The sequence below is a fragment of the Citrobacter sp. Cpo089 genome, assembly GCF_030332695.1.
In the GTDB taxonomy this organism is placed as follows: domain Bacteria; phylum Pseudomonadota; class Gammaproteobacteria; order Enterobacterales; family Enterobacteriaceae; genus Citrobacter; species Citrobacter portucalensis.
This window is the reverse complement of the sequence record NZ_JAOWHJ010000051.1, coordinates 81,378-99,010: the sequence shown is the minus strand read 5'-3', so window position 1 is coordinate 99,010 and position 17,633 is coordinate 81,378. Positions and strand designations below refer to the sequence as shown.

Genomic DNA, 17,633 nt, shown 5'->3' with positions numbered 1-17,633 from the left:
AAATAAGTCAGTCAGAAACATCAACTGAATTTTTACCCCTTACTTCCAGTACATACCATAAAATAATATGAATGCAGAAATATAATTTCATAATAACAGGCATTGTTATTTTAATGCGGTGGGAAGAAACTAAGCTCACTAAGGAAATTCTTATAAGAATAACTTTAGTCTCCCCCTGAAATTAACCATGATGATGTCAATAATGGTTAATTAGCTGTAGCTCAAAAATGGATATCGCCCAGGCGATTATAGACTTTACTGCGGGTTAGATAACCCGCAAAAAGCAACAACAAGGAATGGATCATGTCTACACCCGCTAATTTTAATGGCCAACGCCCAGTGATTGATGTCAATGACGCAGTTATGTTGCTTATCGATCATCAAAGCGGCCTGTTCCAGACCGTTGGCGATATGCCAATGACTGAACTGCGTGCAAGAGCAACAGCGCTGGCAAAAATCGCCACCTTATGCAAAATGCCGGTGATTACCACCGCCTCTGTGCCGCAGGGGCCAAACGGTCCGCTTATCCCGGAAATTCATGAAAATGCCCCTCATGCACATTATGTCGCGCGCAAAGGTGAAATTAACGCCTGGGATAACAAAGAGTTTGTTGCTGCGGTAAAAGCGACAGGCCGTAAGACGCTGATTATTGCTGGTACCATCACCAGTGTATGCATGGCATTCCCGGCCATCAGCGCGGTAGCAGAAGGATTTAAAGTCTTTGCCGTCATCGATGCTTCCGGTACTTACAGCAAAATGGCACAGGAGATCACCATGGCCCGCGTCGTACAGGCTGGTGTCGTGCCGATGGATACTGCCGCGGTTGCGTCTGAACTGCAGAAAACCTGGAATCGGGAAGACGCAGCGGAATGGGCTGAAGTCTATACCAAAATCTTCCCGACTTATAAGTTACTGATTGAAAGCTATACCAAAGCCCAGGATGTTGTGAAAAATAACGAGCAGTTGGACTCTCAGCGCGCTTAACTTTTCCAATCTTTCACAAACGCCTGTTTAGTATAAGCAGGCGTTTTGTAATACGCAGCATCAGCCTCTGTCAGCCATTACGTCCGGCCATTACACCGCCATCCACATCCCAGATGGCGCCAGTTACCCATTGCGCTTTATCTGACAACAGGAACGCGACGGATTCAGCCACATCACACGGCGTACCGACCCGACCAATCGGATGGAAGCTGTCAAAGCTGCTCATCACACCTTGTACGTCTTCTTTCGGGATAAATCCTTCGTAGATAGGTGTATGCACGACTGCTGGCGAAACGGCATTGACGCGGATCCCATTCGCCCCCAGCTCGATGGCCAGATTTTTAGTTAATGCATGCAGTCCCGCTTTTGCCATTGAGTACGCTGAAGAAGGTGTTGCGCCAATTGCTTGTTGTGCCCACATCGAACCAATATTCACAATGGCACCCTGGATGTTAGCCGCCGCCATATTACGCACGACATCTCGGGTGATAAAAAACGTCGCGCGGTTGAGGCTCATGTACAGTTCATAATCTTCAACTTCATGATCAGTGAAAGGTTTTGGGAAGAAAACCCCAGCTGCATTTACTAACAGGTTGATGTCTTTGTGCTCAGCATTCACCGTTGCCATCACCTGCTTAACGCCCGCTTCTGACATCAGATCCGCCACAATGACAGAGACGTCACCCAGCTCCGCCAATGCCTGACGGGCCCGTTCTGCTTTCTCGGCACGATTGCCAACCAGCACCACTCGACCACCACCCTGGAGGATCAGTTTTGCGGTTTCAAATCCGATACCACTGGTACCGCCCACCACTAACAGTTTTTTGCCGACAAATAATGTGTTCATCGTTAGCCTCGTTTCACGTATTCGTTAATGCGCTAACAATGCCACTCCCCTGAGGTGCTGACGAATGAGAAGAAATAGCGAACCGAGAAAGAAAATCTATCTCGATGGCATATACTGAAGATATTCACAAAACGGGAAATGACCTGATGCGCTCGCTTAATCGGCTTAAATGGTTACACGCTTTTGAGGCCACAGCCCGCCACGGCAGTTTTACTGGTGCGGCGCAAGAACTGGGGGTCACTCCGGCTGCCGTTGGGCAATTGGTTCGTGCGCTGGAAGACTGGGTTGGCCACCCGCTGCTGCATCGTACTCGTTCAGGCAAAGAGCGTCTCACGCTGGTCAGCGAAGCACAGGACGCGTTGCGCGAGATAACCCAGGGACTGGATAGTCTGGAATCTGGGCTGAACAAGTTACGCGGTCGGCGAGCACGCTCGGTGGTGATTATCACGGCCTCTCAGGTACTGGTGATGAACTGGCTGATGAGCCGCCTCAATCGTTTCTCACAAGCGCATGAAAACATAGAATTACGCCTGAACGTGACGGAAAAGCTGATGGATGTTGCTCATGGCGAAGCGGATTTGGGCGTGCGTTGCGGCAAAGGCGACTGGCCTGGGGTAAATAAAACCTGGCTGATGGATGAAGAAGCGGTTCTGGTTTGTAGCCCACGTATTGTGCCAGTAGATAAAATATCCTGTAGAGAATGGTTGGCCGCACAGAAGCTTATACATGATGACACTCCCCACCCCGGCGCCAATTTCCCGGACTGGAATGATGTCCTGACCGCCACCCAGGCACCTGTCGTTCGCGACAGTGGATTGCACATCAACTCTACCTCTGCGGTGATTCTGGCGGCGCTCAGTGGTCAAGGTGTCGCCATTGTGCGTAGGGCATTGGTGCAGCAGCTACTGACAGACGGGCAACTGGTTCAGCTTCATCCCAACACCCGCTGGCCTCTGGCGTGGTCTTACTACATTGTTACGCCACAGCACGCGGTAATGCGTCCGGAGGTAAAAGTCTTTAATGACTGGCTGATTGCGGATGTGCTGGCAGAAATCACAACCATCTCTGCTATGATGCCTGCACACAAATAAAACAAAACAACATGCCGAGGGAAAGATGAGTTCCACCAGAAGAGGGATGATGAACGTCCTGATTGCCGCCGTATTGTGGGGAAGTTCAGGCGTTTGCGCGCAATACATCATGGAGCAAAGCCAGATGTCGTCGCAGTTTCTGACCATGACGCGCCTGATTTTCGCCGGGCTCATTCTACTGATGCTCTCTTTCGTTCACGGCGACAAAGTGTTCTCCATTATCAAAAACCGCAAAGACGCCATCAGCCTGCTGATTTTTTCCGTGGTTGGGGCGCTCACCGTACAGCTAACCTTTCTGCTGACTATTGAAAAATCCAACGCCGCCACCGCGACGGTGCTGCAATTTTTGTCACCGACCATAATCGTGGCGTGGTTTTCCGTGGTGCGCAAAGCACGACCGGGGATTTTAGTGCTGACTGCGATCTTCACATCGCTTATCGGCACCTTCTTGCTGGTCACCCACGGTAACCCGACGTCGCTGTCTATCTCACCTGCCGCGCTGTTCTGGGGAATTGCCTCGGCGTTTGCCGCCGCGTTCTACACCACCTACCCCTCAACGCTTATCGCGCGCTACGGCACGCTGCCGGTCGTCGGCTGGAGTATGTTGATCGGCGGCATGATCCTGCTGCCGTTTTATGCCGGACAGGGCACTAATTTCGTGGTGAATGGCAGTTTGATTCTGGCGTTTTTCTATCTGGTGGTCATCGGCACATCGCTGACGTTTAGCCTGTACCTGAAAGGCGCGCAGATGATTGGCGGACCGAAAGCGAGCATTTTAAGCTGCGCGGAACCGTTGAGCAGCGCGTTGCTGTCCCTGCTGCTGTTAGGTATTACCTTTACCCTGCCAGACTGGCTGGGCACGCTTTTGATCCTCTCTTCGGTAATACTTATCTCAATGGATTCACGTCGCCGCGCCAGAGCGGTTTAACACCAACCGGCGCGGCAAAAGGTCATGATTACCAGCCCGGAACCGCGCCACCGTTAAAGATAGTTTCGGCCGCCTTCGCCACTTCAGGTGATTGATAAGATTGCAGGAACTCTTTCACATTCTCGGCATCTTTGTTGTCTTCTCGCGCCACCAGAATGTTCACATACGGTGAGTTTTTGTCTTCAATAAATACGCTATCATGTACCGGGGAAAGCCCGGTTTGCTGGATGTAGGTGGTACTGATAATCGCCACATCCACTTTCTGATCGTCCAATACGCGCGGCAACTGTGCGCCTTCCAGTTCCATAATTTTCAGATGCCGCGGATTATCAGTGATATCCAAAGCTGTTGGCAGCAGGCCGGTATCCGCTTTCAACGTAATTAACTTCTCTTTTTGCAGCAGCAACAGCGCCCGACCCAGGTTGGTCGGGTCGTTAGGTATCGCAATCGTTGCACCGTCTTTTAGTTCAGCAACAGTTTTGATTTTCTTCGAATACCCTGCCATCGGGAACACAAAGGTATTGCCCACCGCAACCAGCTTATAGCCGTGTGCTTTATTATCTTGTTCGAGGAACGGACGATGCTGGAAGACGTTGGCATCCAGCTCACCATGATTGGTGGCATCGTTGGGCAGCAGAGAACCGCTAAACCCCACCAGCTCCACCTCAAGGCCATATTTTTCTTTAGCAACTTTCTTCGCGACCTCCGCTACATCCTGCTCAGCACCGTTAATTACACCCACTTTGATATGCTTTGCATCACTGCTCTGTTGATCGCATCCTGCCAGCAATAATCCCGCCAGTAATACCGCCGCCCCGGCCCCGAAATAAGGTATCTTCAGCTTCACGTTTTATCCTTTTGCAATAACCGCCTGATGAGTAATGAAATGACTATAGCGGGAAGGCCGCTGCGGTTTAAAAAACGAAAAAGCATCAGCAAGAAGAAAAAAGCATAATGGGGCTAAGATAAATTAGTCGGAAGATACCGTTAGTTCATCAATTGCAAGCCCGGTAATAATTAGCACCAGTTCACGATCGATCCCCTTCTCAAGCATGGCATGGGCTATCCGCAACGCTTCGTCCTTTTTGCCTTCTAGCAAACCCTTTTGCAGTCCCTCCTGCAGGCCACTGCGATGACCCGACTCACGTAAGCATTCTGCAATCGTCATTAATCTCTCCTTATGTTGGGGAACGCGCAGGGCAACCTGTCGAATAAACGCCTCAAAACGCGGTGCGCTGCCAGACTGCACCAGGTAATTAAATAGCGTTTCTACCTGACTGTCATTAGCGTATCCCTTAATCAACAGGGCAACCAGTTTATCGACCAACACCATCAAATCACGCTCGCGTATATGCTTCTGGACAAGTTCCAGGAGCGCCACTCGCCGGTGCTGCATAATCTCATCATCAGAGACCACCGTGATATCGACCAGCGGGAAGGCAGCGCCATAAAGCTGCCGCGCAGTTTCTGGATCGTCAAATTCATCCAGCCAGCACAGTGAAAAAGGGTACGGGCTGGCGATGCCATGATAAAAAAGTATCGGAACCACCAGTGGCAGTGTTTTGTGGCCGGCATCAAGGTGATTCTGCATCGCGGCAATGGCATAACGCATCATCCGAAATGCCATATGGGCATCCGGTGAACTCTGGTGTTCAATCAACGCGTAGATATAGCCTTTACCGGTTCTCGTTTTTAGCGACCACAGAATATCGGAATAACTGGCACGCAGGTCTTCCTCAATAAAACTCCCTGGCTCCAGCTTCAGTGTGTTCAGATCGCAAAGTTCACGTAATGGTGCGGGGAGATAGCTATCAAGAAAATCTCGTGCCGTTTCTGGGTGGCTTAAGAATTTTTTAAATACCGCATCATGCGGCGTAGAAGTTGTTGGTTTTTTCATGGCGGTCCGTCACCAGAAGAACAAGATGACGGAACCTTACCCGCCAGTCGCACACACAACATCTGGGAACTTTTCTATCTGCGAGGCGGCTTGGCGGATAAATACATACTTTTGCAATGTATTCATTTTCAGGGAATAGCGTTCGCAAAAATGCCCGGTAGGCGCACTCACCTCCGGGCATTTTTTATGGGCCATCCAGCGATGGCGGCATCACACCAGGGCTTTGACTATCTCCATCAACCTGACAACATCTGCAGGCCGGGTTTTGCCGGTCTGTGAGTCGATAATCGAGCTGTAAACATGCGGCATGACGCGCGGTACTCCCGCCTCCAGACAGGATTGCAGGATAACGCCGAAGTTATCGAGATCGATACCGCCGGTCGGTTCAATCAGCGTCATGCCGTTTCGCGCCGCTGTCGTCGCCAGTGCGTATAGCTCAGGCAGTGACTGCTCACCGCCCATTGGGAAGAACTTCGCCGCATGGGCTCCTGAATCCAACATCATACGGACCGCTGCATCGCAGGAAACGCGGGCTGGCGTGCCCTGGCTGCTGCTGACGCCGGTCGAGATTAACACGTCCCCCGGCGTGCCAGTGGGACTGACTAACGCGTTGATATGGGTCTGTTCACCGCCCGTTGCCGCCAAGGCGCCTGCCGCAAACCCGCAACCGGTAAAGGTCTGGTTGACGTGTGCTGGATGTACCTGTGAGGCAATCATCGCCGCTTTGTAATACTGCGCCGGGTCACCGGCCCCCAACCCCACAGAAATCGACGGCACGTCGTTCATCCAACGTTTTACTTCCAGAACCCCTTCCTCAACCGAGGAAAACTGCGCAGAAAGAATGCCAATCACCGCGTGGCCTTCGGCAGCATCATAGATTTCCCGCGCATTGGCAATATCCTTCGCCAGCACGTTAATAGCCACTTTATTACGATAAAAATTAATGTGCTGCATGTTCTGCAATCTCCTTTAATCGGGCCACGATCAGCGCCATTTCCCCTTCTGCGACCGTGCGCGGGTCAAGGCTAAAGACACCCTGATGAAGGTTGTAACGGCGAGCATAGATCGCGATATCACCCTCTCGCAGTTGCGCTTCTACGGCGTAGGCATCCATTCCCAGCACCTGCGCATTCACCCGAATTCGAATCCGCCAGATGGCGCGTCCGGCCTCATCCTGCTCGATATCCGCATCCAGTCCGCGAATCTCTGAAATCGCCTGCGCCACGGGGCGGAGCGCTTCGGCAGTGACCACGGTTTGTCCCTGATGGTAGTTTTCCAGGGCATACACCAGTCCGACCATATTCTCTTTGCCGATTTTCATCGCCCGGGCAATCCCGTGGTGCTGCGCTTTACACGCGGCAATCCACTGTTTCTTCCCGGTGATAAATCCGGAGGTCGGCGCGTTAAAGGCTTTTGCCCCGCTGTAGACCACCATATCCGCCCCGCTCGCCACCCAGGCGTGTAAATCTTCCTCGGCGGCGGCATCGACAATCAGCGGCAGGTTGTGAACCTGCGCGACCTGCACAAAATCCGCGATGCTCAACATGCCTTTCTGCACGCAGTGGTGCGATTTCACGTACAGCAGCGCGGCGGTGCTATCGGTAATCGCGCTCTCCAGCTGCCAGCGGGCCGCCAGATTACTTGAGCCAACCTCCACCACCCGCCCGCCGCCCAAACGGATGGCGCTGGTGATGGGCGCACCGTAGTCAACGTTATGCCCGCGCAGCATGACCACTTCATTGGCCATTCCTGCGCTGTCCGGCATCAGCGTGACTCGCGCCTGGTCACCACGGGTAATGGCGGCGGCAACAGCGATAGCAATACCCGCCGATGCACAGGAGGTGACATAGCTGTCTTCAGCCCCGGTGTAGCGGGAAACCAGTTCTCCAGTTCTGTCCACCAGCCGATCAATTTCAACAAAGGCTGAAGCAGCCCGCGCGGTGGCCTGCATTACTTCCGGCGCTACGCTGGAAACACCCAGAATCGTCATCTTGCCGCAGGCGTTAATGACCTGTTTTAGCCCCAATTGTTGGTAGATATTCTGTGTCATGGCTTACAACACTCCCAGCAGCGAACAGACCACGCTGAGCGCGACAATCGACAGTAAAATCGTTGTGTAACGCGGCCCTTTCTTCACCAGATAGAAATAGATGGCGAACACCGCCGCCAGCGGCAACAGGCCGGGGGCAATAGAGTCGAGGATTTGCTGGACCACCACTTCAGAGCCTTTCAGGGCGCTAAGTTTTAACGGCGTGGTGATCTTGACGTAGCTTGCAGAAAGCGCGCCCATCATGATCAAACCCAGCACGTTAGCGCCGTAGATAAGTTCCTTTATTCGCCCTCCCTGCAGCAGGCCAATTATCGAGTCACGCCCCAGCGTATAGCCTTTGTGAACCATGCCATAGCTGATTGCCAGCGTAATAGCAGGATAGAGAATTAACGGTACAATTCCGCCCATCGCGCTGCCATTCGCCGCAAACGGGATGAATATAGCAATTAACAGCGGCATCACGGCGGCCCAGATGATGGAGTCCCCCATCCCGGCCAGTGGTCCCATCAACCCGGTTTTAATCCCGGTAATTGAGGCGTCGCTGATCGGCTCGCCGCGGGTTTTCTGTTCCTCCATCGCAATGGAGATCCCCTGAATCACCGCCCCGAACGTCTGCTCCGAGTTGAAGAAGTTCAAATGGCGTTTCAGCGCTTCAACCTGCTCCTCTTTTTGCGGGTAGAGTTTTTTGATGATCGGCGTCATTGAGGCGCAGAAAATAAGGCTTTGCAAACGCTCATAGGAGCTGGAAACTTCCGCGCCTAGCCAGTAGATAAACCATGCTTTGGTGATGTCTGCTTTGGTCAACGTGCCGCTTTCACGCGCGCGCTCCACCAGTTCATGCTGCATTACGTCGCTGCTCATCATGCTGCTCCTTCATTTTTCGCCAGACCTTTAATGAGGAAGGCCACGCAGGTACCAAAGATTGCCATCGCCATGATGTCTACCTTCAGGTACAGCACCGCAAAGAAACCGCCGATAAACCATGGCAGCAGGCTCTTTTTACCGATCACCATAATGGTGATGGCGAAGCCCAGCGCCGGCAGAATGCCGCCCATAATTTCAAAGGAGTGCGTCAGCCAGTGCGGCATCAGCTTAAGGAAGCTTTCCACAACGTCCTGACCAAAATAGTTGGCGGCAAAGACCACCGGGAAACGCAGTACCAGTCCGAGCAACGCCGGATAGAGGAACGCACAGCGCATAATGCCCGCCATGTTTGCCGTTTCCGCATGCTTGTCGGCCATATGTACCCACGCTGCGTTTAGCGTGCGGCGCAACTGGTCGAGGAACACGCCGATAACGCCAAAAGGGATCGCCAGTGCGATAGCCAGGTTCGGGTCCATTCCGGCCTTCACGGCGATCGGAATTGAAATGCAGGCAGCCAGCGCCGGATCCGACGGGACGTTGCCGCCTGGCGTGGAGGTCACGCCGAGATAAACCAACTGCATACCTGCACCGATGATCATCGCCGTTTCCATGTTGCCTAACAGCAGACCAACGAATACGGCAATCACCACTGGCTGTAGCAGCATGGCGGAGAAGGTGTAGCCAAGGCGTAATCGGGCAAACCAGTAATACAACCCCATCAGGCTTGCGAAGACTAAAGTATCCATAATTAAGTACCCTGTTATCAAAGAATTAGAATTTTTTCAGGATATCGTCCAGCGACTGCGGCTTATCTTCCGGGATAGTCTGGAAGAACACCTGAATCCCACGATTTTTCAGGTCGCTCAGAATGCCGACGTCTTTTTCATCCAGCGTAATGTTCTGGAATACCGCTTTGCGGTTTGGCCCACCGCCCAGCCCACCGACCTGAATGGTGGTGACATCAAAACCCAACTGGACCGCTTCCTGAACCGCCGCCAGAGAGGGGAACAGCACCAGCACTTTGCCGTCACCAAGCTGGTTTTCTTTCCAGGCAGCCGCAAAACTTTGGTTACCGAAACAATCCACTTTGATGTTCGGCGGCGCGGCCATCAGGTAGATATTTTTCATAAACGGATCGGCATCCAGCTCATCGCTGACCACTGCAATCCGATTTGCCTGAGATTGCCCAACCCATTTGGTCACCACTTGTCCATGAATCAGACGGCTATCGATACGACATAAAACGATGTTTGCCATGATGTTTATTCCTTATTGTGATTGTTGTAATTGACGTACGTGGGCAACAACGTCCAGGCAGCTACTACGCCCGGCCTCGACCAGATCGGCCACGAAGGTGGTCAGTTGGCCATGCTCGCGTTTGTCGAGCGCCTCCAGTAACAAAGAGGCGTTGAGCCCGGAAATCACTGCCACCGGGTAATCGGCGCTCAGCCGTGCCGCCACGTTAGACGTGGTGCCGCCAATAAAATCAGTCAGGATCAGTGAGCCTTCCGGCATAGCTTTCACTACGGCTTCGACGCGCTGATAAAATTCGCCGAGCGTATCAACGGGCATTAGCGGAATTTCCGTCACGCCTTTGATTTCACCCATCACCATGCGCAGGCTGTTGCAAAGCTGTTGCCCCCAGCCGCCATGGGTCAGCAGCAGGATCTGGGGCAAGGATTCAGTGGTAGTCAAAATGGCCTCCTGGCTCGATTACATAGACATAGGTAAACAGAGCAAAGGCTGTGCCAGAATTTGTGTCACGCGGGGGAATTGTGGGTGTTGGCGGGGCGCAAAGCCCCACCAGACAAGGGATTAGCTATACAACAGTTCGTAGATATAAAAATATTCCGCGTCCGATAACCGAATGGCATAGGCCTCTTCGATCGGCAGGAAAGCCGATTTAATGACACTAAACGCACGAATATCCAGATCCGGCTTGTTCTCCAGCGCCATCTGTAACGGTTTGCGGTTAATCACGATACGCTCGACCATACAGCAGCAGTGGATCAGGAAGCGCAGTGTCACCTGGCGGCTCGGTTTCAGCGAAAGCGCAGTGGTCAGATGATTCAACACACCTTCCATCTCTTTCAGAATACGCTGTGGGTTGAGCACCGAAATATGGTTAATGATGCTCTCCATGGTCAACGCGCTGATAAAGCGCATCGCGCTGCGCTCCATCTCCAGTCGGCGTTCGCTGCTGGAGAGATCTGGCGTCAGCAGGCTGAGCACCAGCTCGGGGCCTTGCTCAGAAAACAATTCTTCGAGCGAGATAAACGGAATATCCGGCAGTCCCGGCTGGAAAGTACCCACGATTCCCGCCAGACGTTCACTGGCGTTAATCACCTGCTGAACACGTTCCAGGCTGCGAACTTCGTTGTAATCGAGGATCACCATCCGCGTATCCTGCGACATCAGTTCGCCGAAGCTCTCTTCCAGCACCTTTTTGATTTTTTCTGCCGTTCCCATCCCGGTGATGCAGGAGATAACCAGCACTTTACCGCTGTTTTCCTGCTGCGGCGTACAGAGCTGACAGGGAATATTTTTGCTCTGCATCAACGCCGCCAGCTGCGGTAAGTCACTGGTTTCGTAGCTTAAATCCAGCCCTATCTCCAGCAGACTGGTGAGCGTGATATTGGGCATCAGCAGAACGTCTATCTGGAATAATTTGCTGATCGTACTGCCAAAATGGACCAGCGAGCCAATATCCACCATCAGGATCAATCGGCGATATTGCCGGGTCTGGATCATCTGCGTCAGGGCCTCCAGCGTGTCATGCACCGACTGCTCGAAAGGCATATCAATAGCGCTGAACACCTCGCGCTCCAGCACGCGATTCACGTACTGCGCCTGGCTTGTGGCGGTCGTCGCGCCGTGGGCAATCAAAATCACCCCGCAGTCAGGACTGGCGTCAATCCGTTGGCGGTAATGGCGGCACTCTTTGAGGAACAGGCACAGCCAGACCACCTCCGTCGCCGGACACTGTATATGCAGCAGTTCATTGATTTTTCGGCATAACAGCGTGGCGTTTTCATATTCATCTTTGCAGCGATCGAGGATCAGGCTGGAAGAATAAAGTTGCGGAATAAGGCCGCGCTGCACGTAGCCAATCAGCGCCAGAAAGTGTTTGCGCAGCGGGTTAACCAGATTTTCCGGCAGCGTAAAACCAAGCACCTGCTCAACGCAACCGATCAGCAGCGTGACCCGCTCTTCAATCTGATCGCCATAGCGCGGGGGATGCGCCACGCTGTCGCGGCTGTAGAGACCATATTCAAAAATCGAGCTGAGCTTGTTTTTGAGGATTGCCAGCGTTTCGGCTGGCGGTACGTTGCTGTTACGCAGGTTGATGTATTCCCGGGTCAGGAAGCTGTAAAAGAGATCGCTCTCTTCAATTTCGGCTCCGGTGGCCAGCGAATTTTTCAGTGCCGGCAACGTGCGGGCATCGATGCTCAGGTGTTCTTTGCCTTCGAACAGCGCCCCAACCAACAGACGTTGTTCCGGCGTGGCATTAAAGGGGATCTCGGTCAGACGTTTATCCAGCTGTAGCGTATCACTGTGCTCCGTCATCCCCGAGGCCCAGGCCTGGGCGCAGAGAAACTGAATATCGCTCTTGAGCTGACCAATATTGCCTTCCAGCGGCTTGTTCAGCAGCCAGAGCAGCAGGGTACGGTCGATGCTTATCGTACGCTCGATTTTGCGGCTCTCACGCTGTAAGAAACCAACGATCAGCTCAACCTGCTCTTCCACCGAACGCTGGCGAATGCCGGGGAGATCGATACATACCTGAATACGTCGCTGGAAAGTGCGCAGCAACGCCGAACTTACCGGTTCGGTGGTCGCACATATCAGGCGAACCGAGATTGAACGCGCCACGGCGCTTGAACCCAGCGGCCGGTATTCACCTTTGTCGAGAATAGAGAACAGCTTTTCCTGACCTTCATACGGCAGACGGTGCACTTCATCGAGCAGGAGATAGCCGCCATCAGCCTGTTCGACCAGACCGGGTTTATTCTCGTTTGCACCGGTAAACGCTCCCTGTCGATGACCAAACAGGTGCGATGAGAGCAGTTCCGGGTTATGCGCGTATTCCGCGCAGTTGAAATAGACCAGAGGTGGAGGCGGTCCCGCTGCACGTTCGCAGGCGAAACGGTGCATCAGTTCGGCAAAAAAGGTTTTACCCACGCCGGAGGGACCGGTCAGCAGAACATGTAGCCCGTGGGGATACAACACCGCCGCGCGGCCTTTTTCCACCGCATCGCGCAGGCTGCGATCGTAACCAATCAGGCTGGAAAAGGGATCGTCTGTCGCCTGGTTTTCCTGAACAGGCAACAGGTCGGTAACGGTTTGCACTTCACGCTCGGACTCATCCAGTTTGCGCCCCAGCAGCGTTTCAATCGCCTGACGATGCAGAAAGAATACCGGGCGCCCACGGCTTTTAATCGCCAGGCCGTCGTTCCAGAGCTGATTGAGATCTTTACTGACCGAGTTGCGCGCCAGCCCGAGGTTGAAGCCGATGGCCTCCGCTGTGAACGCGGTTTCCTGCGCCAGATGGGCAAGATTCAGTCCTCGCGTCAGCCGTTCCAGCTCTCCCAGTATTATCTCAATCCGTCTCATCTCTTTACCGCTTAAGAAATAAATGATTGTTCAGAACATACACTATTCTGCTGCGCAAGAAAGTGAGGCGGCATCCAGACCTTCCGGTCATCAAAACGTTTTCGACAAATAATGGCGCGCGGAACCGGTTTCCGGGAAGTTATCGAGGGTCATTTGCAGCTGATAGCCGTTTTTCTGATAAAACGGCAGCGCCTGGAAACTCATGGTATCCACCAGCGCATGCAGGCATCCTCTCTCACGCGCCGTCTGTTCTGCGGCCTGCATCATTTTTGTGCCGTAACCGCCTTTGCGCAGCGAGTCATGCATCCACAGAAAATCAATGCACAGCCATTCGCCTTTGATTTTGCCGATCAGCCCACCCAGAATGTCATTGCGCTCATCGCGCCAGTACACCGCCAGGTCGCCAAAATTGGTGGTTCTAAGAAACTGCCGGTTGTAAGCGCGCAATCCGGCAAGTAGGGCATTTTGATCGTCTTCGGTAATCGTATCTGTAATCTGTATTTGCATCCTATCCTCCTGAAATAACTACAACTTCTGGCTGATTTATTTTTAGACATTAACACAGGGTGATGAGTGAGTCGTATGCCGTCTACACTTACTCTTGAGATGATGCGCATAGACAACAAGGATTATTATCATGAAACGAGTCATTTTTCCGATTATTGCCGTCCTTTTCACGCTACCCGGTCTGGCTCAAGCCGACTCGGCTTATGGCAGTCTGCAGGCTGTACACGAAAAGAATACCGTTATGAAGGATTTACGTAAGATTTGCACCCCGCAAGGGTCACCATCTGATGAGGTGTGGGAAAAAACGATTATGGCTGATACGCGTAATCAGCAGCACATCCGCGAAGCCATTCTGGCAATTCAAAGAAACAATCAAAACAACTACTGGGAAGCGCTTGGCAAAGTTGAATGCCCGGATTTATAGGAATTTGGTTGAGAAATGAGTACTGTAACCGGTTTCTGTATCGCAAAAACACGTATTGTTGCCAGAACGTATAAATAGCAATGGAGCAACAACAATGCGATACCGTTTTCCAGAAAACTTCTGGTGGGGCAGTGCCTGTTCGGCACTGCAAACCGAAGGGGATAGCCTGAACGGCGGCAAAAGCCAGACCACGTGGGACGTGTGGTTCGATCGTCAGCCAGGTCGTTTCCATCAGGGAGTTGGCCCGGCAACTACCTCGACCTTTTATCAGCACTGGAAACAGGACATCGCACTGCTCAAACAGCTGAAGCACAACAGCTTCCGTACGTCTCTGAGCTGGTCGCGCCTGATCCCGGACGGTACCGGCGAGGTTAATCCTGAAGCCGTCGAGTTCTATAACAACGTCATCGACGAGCTGCTGGCACAAGGCATTACGCCATTTATCACCCTGTTCCACTTCGACATGCCGATGGTGATGCAGGAAAAAGGCGGCTGGGAAAACCGTGAAGTGGTCGAGGCGTTTGGCCGCTATGCACAAACGTGTTTTACATTGTTCGGCAACCGGGTTAAGCACTGGTTTACCTTTAACGAGCCCATTGTCCCGGTTGAAGGCGGCTATCTGTATGACTTCCATTACCCTAATGTGGTGGATTTCAAACGTGCAGCTACCGTGGCGTATCACACCATACTGGCGCATTCGACGGCGGTTCGGGCATATCGTGCCGCAAACCATGACGGTGAAATCGGCGTGGTACTGAATTTAACGCCTTCCTACCCGCGCTCACAAAATCCGGCGGATGTGAAAGCCGCACACTATGCGGATCTGCTGTTTAACCGCAGTTTCCTTGACCCGGTGCTGAAGGGTGAATATCCGGCGGATCTGGTTGAACTGCTGAAAGGGTACGATCAATTACCGGCATGCCAGCCAGGCGACAGCCTGTTAATCGCCGAGGGCAAAATCGACCTGCTCGGCATCAACTACTATCAGCCGCGTCGCGTGAAATGCCGCGATAGCGCCGTCAACCCGGATGCACCGTTTATGCCGGAGTGGCTGTTTGATTATTACGAAATGCCGGGGCGGAAAATGAACCCCTACCGTGGCTGGGAAATTTATGAGCCGGGTATTTACGATATTATTACCAATCTGCGTGATAATTATGGCAACCCGCGCTGTTTTATTTCTGAAAACGGTATGGGTGTCGAGAATGAGCAGCGTTTTATTCAGCAAGAGCAAATCAACGACAGCTACCGTATTGAATTTGTTTCTGAGCATCTTAAATGGCTACATAAAGGCATTAGCGAAGGCTGTAATTGTCTTGGCTACCATATGTGGACCTTTATTGATAACTGGTCATGGCTAAACGGATATAAAAACCGCTACGGTTTTGTTCAGTTAGATTTAGCAACGCAAAAACGCACGGTGAAAAAGAGCGGCGAATGGTTTGCCCAGACCACCGAAAATAATGGTTTTAATTAAAACCTACCAGGATGCCGGATAGCGATCCGGCATACCGTGTTTTAGTTTATTGCATATCTTTTATGCGAACTTTTGCTGCCACCAGAAGCGCCGTCAGCAGCATCAGGCTGCCGGAAATTATCAGAGGTGACAGCAGTCCGAGGGTATCGAGCGCATAGCCTCCCACCGCAGCCCCGCAGGTATTGGCAAGTTGGATCACGGCGACCTGGACGGATCCGGCTTTTTCTGCCTGATCGGCAAGCGAACGGGTGATCCACGTCGACCAGCCGACCGGTACCAGCGCAAACAACAGGCCCCAGATAATCGCAATACCCGCCGCCACCACTTTGTCGCTGCCCCACAGGATCAGGACCAGCGCACTGAGCGCCAGCACCAGTGGCGCACCGGCTAACGCCAGTTTGACCGAACGCTTCAGAATCATCGACGAGAACGACGTACCAACAAAACTGGCAATGCCGAAGCTCAGCAGCACCAGCGTCAAGCCATCAACGTCAAAGCCCGCCAGATTCATATAGATCGGGCGAATATAGGTAAAGAAGGCGAACTGCCCGGCAAAGGACATGAAGATGGCAATCATCCCGGCCATCACCCCTGGACGCTGCAACAGGCTGAACATGTTTTGTTTCTGATGCGAAGGTTCACCAGGCAGCGAAGGCAACGCTCTCACCACCCAAATCGTGCACAGCACGCCCATTACCGCCGCCGCATTAAACACGTTACGCCAGCCGATAATACCGCCCAAAAAGCTCCCCAGCGGCGCGGCAATTACCAGCGCAATAGAGACCGCGCCAAAAATAACCGACAGCGCTTTCGGCACCGTACGTGCAGGAACCAGACGCATGGTCAGCGACGCCGACATCGCCCAGAAGCCGCCAAGCGCCAGACCGAGGCAGGCGCGGCCAACGAGCAGCAGCGAAAAAGAATTGGCAAAGGAAACCAGCAGACAGGAAAGCGTCAGTAGCACCGAAAACAGGATCACCACATAGCGACGATCGGTCGCCTGAATAATTTGCGTCACAAACAGGCTGGCGAACATGGCGACAAATGCCGTCACGGTCACCGATTGTCCGGCCACGCCTTCAGAAATCCCCAAATCCTGCGCCATCGGCGTTAACAGGCTAACGGGGAGAAATTCAACGGTTATCAGGCAGGCAACGCAGAACGCCACGGCAAATACCGCCGACCAGTTCGGGCGGGAATTTGCCTCAGCGCGGGATTTTTGTTCAACAGCTTCACTCATTTTGTTACCTGCGTGGGGTTATTGTAGAAAAGTTACGCAGTGTAACATTAAATTTGTGACGTATTTAACGTTTTGACAACTATTCACCAGAGATCGGCTGCGCCTTATCCGGCCCAGGACAGAGAGCCCTTTCTGGCTCAATTAAGCGTCACGCGCAGCCCGGGCCAGGCCGGTTATCCACTCCTGGTGACCGTTGATCATCGGATTGGGCAGCGTACGTGCCAGTTCTTGTGCCGGAACGCCAATTTGTGATTCCTGGGTCAGAATACGTACGCGTCCGCCGGGTAAATCCTCAAAGAGCCAGGCGTGGATCACATCCAGACGTGTAGTGGCATCGCCTTCCGCCCAGCCATGCCAGGCAACACGCGCGGCCTGGCCGTCAACCGGCGGCACATACTCGGTGATTTGCGCTTCGATGGGGAAACCAAAAGTCGTAAAACGAAAACGGGCATCCATGCTTAACAATGGACCGGAACCGTCGTGAAAACGGATATCCGCCACGTTGCTGTAATACGTCGGCCAGCGCGTTGTGTCATTAAGCTGTGCCCAGACGGCACGGGCGCTCAGTCCGGCAACGATAATTTCATTTGAGGCAAAGTTATCAGTCGTCCCCGGCAGATACGCTGCAGGCCAGATAATTGCACGTTGTTGAGTCGCTTGATTCATGATGTACCTCGTCGTGTGAGTTAACGAGGTACATCATGCTTTCG

18 protein-coding genes are annotated in these 17,633 nt (G+C 52.8%); 5 read left to right on the top strand and 13 right to left on the bottom strand.

Annotation, left to right across the window (positions count from 1 at the left end; translation table 11 throughout):
- The first annotated feature begins 303 nt into the window (after nt 1–303).
- Complete coding sequence (locus OGX92_RS09885) at nt 304–984, top strand: hydrolase (RefSeq protein ID WP_193134858.1); 681 nt, start codon at nt 304–306, stop codon at nt 982–984.
- A 70-nt stretch (nt 985–1,054) separates the two neighbouring features.
- Here OGX92_RS09885 and OGX92_RS09880 read toward each other — a convergent pair whose 3' ends face one another.
- The gene (locus OGX92_RS09880) at nt 1,055–1,831 is read right to left on the bottom strand and encodes an SDR family NAD(P)-dependent oxidoreductase (RefSeq protein WP_193134859.1); all 777 of its coding nucleotides are present in this window, start codon (nt 1,829–1,831) and stop codon (nt 1,055–1,057) included.
- Between the two features lie 146 nt (nt 1,832–1,977).
- Here OGX92_RS09880 and OGX92_RS09875 point away from each other — a divergent pair, with 146 nt between their 5' ends.
- Both OGX92_RS09875 and OGX92_RS09870 read left to right on the top strand, forming a co-directional pair.
- Nucleotides 1,978–2,922 carry a LysR substrate-binding domain-containing protein gene (locus tag OGX92_RS09875; protein ID WP_063941261.1) on the top strand — a complete coding sequence of 315 codons (945 nt, stop codon included), beginning with the start codon at nt 1,978–1,980 and terminating at the stop codon, nt 2,920–2,922.
- A gap of 25 nt (nt 2,923–2,947) precedes the next feature.
- Nucleotides 2,948–3,850, top strand: coding sequence for a carboxylate/amino acid/amine transporter (locus OGX92_RS09870; RefSeq protein ID WP_003827166.1), 903 nt, complete (start codon nt 2,948–2,950; stop codon nt 3,848–3,850).
- A 28-nt stretch (nt 3,851–3,878) separates the two neighbouring features.
- Here the strand turns inward: OGX92_RS09870 and nlpA are convergent, their stop codons facing one another.
- The 10 genes from nlpA to OGX92_RS09820 form a co-directional block, all read right to left on the bottom strand.
- Nucleotides 3,879–4,697 carry a lipoprotein NlpA gene (nlpA, locus tag OGX92_RS09865; protein ID WP_032945419.1) on the bottom strand — a complete coding sequence of 273 codons (819 nt, stop codon included), beginning with the start codon at nt 4,695–4,697 and terminating at the stop codon, nt 3,879–3,881.
- A 123-nt stretch (nt 4,698–4,820) separates the two neighbouring features.
- The gene (locus tag OGX92_RS09860; protein ID WP_284962200.1) at nt 4,821–5,747 is read right to left on the bottom strand and encodes an Rpn family recombination-promoting nuclease/putative transposase; all 927 of its coding nucleotides are present in this window, start codon (nt 5,745–5,747) and stop codon (nt 4,821–4,823) included.
- Between the two features lie 210 nt (nt 5,748–5,957).
- On the bottom strand, nt 5,958–6,701 hold the full coding sequence (dagF, locus tag OGX92_RS09855) for a 2-dehydro-3-deoxy-phosphogluconate aldolase (protein WP_063941183.1): 744 nt from the start codon (nt 6,699–6,701) through the stop codon (nt 5,958–5,960).
- Nucleotides 6,688–7,797: a D-glucosaminate-6-phosphate ammonia lyase gene (gene dgaE / locus OGX92_RS09850; RefSeq protein WP_279275352.1), complete on the bottom strand. Its 1,110-nt coding sequence runs from the start codon at nt 7,795–7,797 to the stop codon at nt 6,688–6,690. Before dgaE ends, dagF begins: the two co-directional genes overlap by 14 nt.
- A gap of 3 nt (nt 7,798–7,800) precedes the next feature.
- Nucleotides 7,801–8,661 carry a PTS system mannose/fructose/sorbose family transporter subunit IID gene (locus tag OGX92_RS09845; protein WP_005121522.1) on the bottom strand — a complete coding sequence of 287 codons (861 nt, stop codon included), beginning with the start codon at nt 8,659–8,661 and terminating at the stop codon, nt 7,801–7,803.
- Entirely contained in the window at nt 8,658–9,407 is a 750-nt protein-coding gene (locus OGX92_RS09840; protein WP_003023960.1) for a PTS mannose/fructose/sorbose/N-acetylgalactosamine transporter subunit IIC, read from the bottom strand. The genes OGX92_RS09845 and OGX92_RS09840 overlap by 4 nt, the downstream gene beginning before the upstream one ends.
- Nucleotides 9,408–9,432: 25 nt before the next feature.
- Entirely contained in the window at nt 9,433–9,918 is a 486-nt protein-coding gene (locus tag OGX92_RS09835) for a PTS sugar transporter subunit IIB (protein WP_003023959.1), read from the bottom strand.
- A gap of 12 nt (nt 9,919–9,930) precedes the next feature.
- Nucleotides 9,931–10,356 (bottom strand): PTS sugar transporter subunit IIA, encoded by a 426-nt coding sequence (locus OGX92_RS09830; protein ID WP_149335683.1) that lies wholly within the window; start codon nt 10,354–10,356, stop codon nt 9,931–9,933.
- A gap of 120 nt (nt 10,357–10,476) precedes the next feature.
- Nucleotides 10,477–13,275 carry a transcriptional regulator DagR gene (dagR, locus tag OGX92_RS09825; RefSeq protein WP_286586484.1) on the bottom strand — a complete coding sequence of 933 codons (2,799 nt, stop codon included), beginning with the start codon at nt 13,273–13,275 and terminating at the stop codon, nt 10,477–10,479.
- Nucleotides 13,276–13,365: 90 nt separating this feature from the next.
- Nucleotides 13,366–13,782, bottom strand: a complete 417-nt coding sequence (locus tag OGX92_RS09820; RefSeq protein ID WP_286586481.1) for a GNAT family N-acetyltransferase — start codon at nt 13,780–13,782, stop codon at nt 13,366–13,368.
- Nucleotides 13,783–13,912: 130 nt separating this feature from the next.
- On the opposite strand from OGX92_RS09820, the gene OGX92_RS09815 reads away from it, so the two are divergent.
- Nucleotides 13,913–14,206, top strand: coding sequence for a YicS family protein (locus OGX92_RS09815; RefSeq protein ID WP_003827149.1), 294 nt, complete (start codon nt 13,913–13,915; stop codon nt 14,204–14,206).
- Between the two features lie 94 nt (nt 14,207–14,300).
- Nucleotides 14,301–15,683 carry a 6-phospho-beta-glucosidase GmuD gene (gmuD, locus tag OGX92_RS09810; protein ID WP_267440918.1) on the top strand — a complete coding sequence of 461 codons (1,383 nt, stop codon included), beginning with the start codon at nt 14,301–14,303 and terminating at the stop codon, nt 15,681–15,683.
- A gap of 46 nt (nt 15,684–15,729) precedes the next feature.
- Here the strand turns inward: gmuD and nepI are convergent, their stop codons facing one another.
- Together nepI and OGX92_RS09800 are read right to left on the bottom strand one after the other, a co-directional pair.
- Nucleotides 15,730–16,923 (bottom strand): purine ribonucleoside efflux pump NepI, encoded by a 1,194-nt coding sequence (gene nepI, locus OGX92_RS09805; protein WP_164562343.1) that lies wholly within the window; start codon nt 16,921–16,923, stop codon nt 15,730–15,732.
- A gap of 141 nt (nt 16,924–17,064) precedes the next feature.
- A complete protein-coding gene (locus tag OGX92_RS09800; protein WP_003827143.1) occupies nt 17,065–17,589 on the bottom strand; it encodes an SRPBCC domain-containing protein in 525 nt (174 codons plus the stop codon).
- Between the last annotated feature and the right edge of the window lie 44 nt (nt 17,590–17,633).